Source organism: Treponema sp. R6D11 (genome assembly GCF_054786075.1).
In genome coordinates, this window is record NZ_BDHD01001199.1 from 1 (window position 1) to 360 (window position 360).

Below are 360 nucleotides of genomic sequence, written 5' to 3' on the forward strand. Positions count from 1 at the left end.
AATGTCGGAGTCGGTAATTATGCCCGTTAAAAGATTGCCGTTTAACACGGGCAGACAGCCGATGCCGTTGTCTACCATGATGCGGGCGGCCTCCTCTACGACTTCGTTTTCCTGAACGGTAATTACTTTCTTCTCCATCATTTTTTCTACCGTAAGTTTGGAAAGCAGATAGCTGATCTCGTACATGTCAAGGCTGGTGGCGGGAGACGGGCCGGCTTTTAACAGATCCGATCTTGTGATAAGGCCTACAATCTCGTTGCTCTTATTTAATACCGGGATGTGGCTGATCTTTTCCTTGTCCATAAGCGAGCATCTGCTGCTCCCCGCCGGAAAGGGTTCCCGCCACCTGGCGTATACGCT

The 360-nt window shown here is 50.3% G+C and carries 1 protein-coding gene; it reads right to left on the minus strand.

Features of this window, described 5'->3' with window-relative positions; genetic code table 11:
* Nucleotides 1–303 (minus strand): CBS domain-containing protein (locus tag ACYVTD_RS18100; protein ID WP_461248996.1); only part of this gene is annotated, 303 nt, incomplete at its 3' end.
* Nucleotides 304–360: the final 57 nt, after the last annotated feature.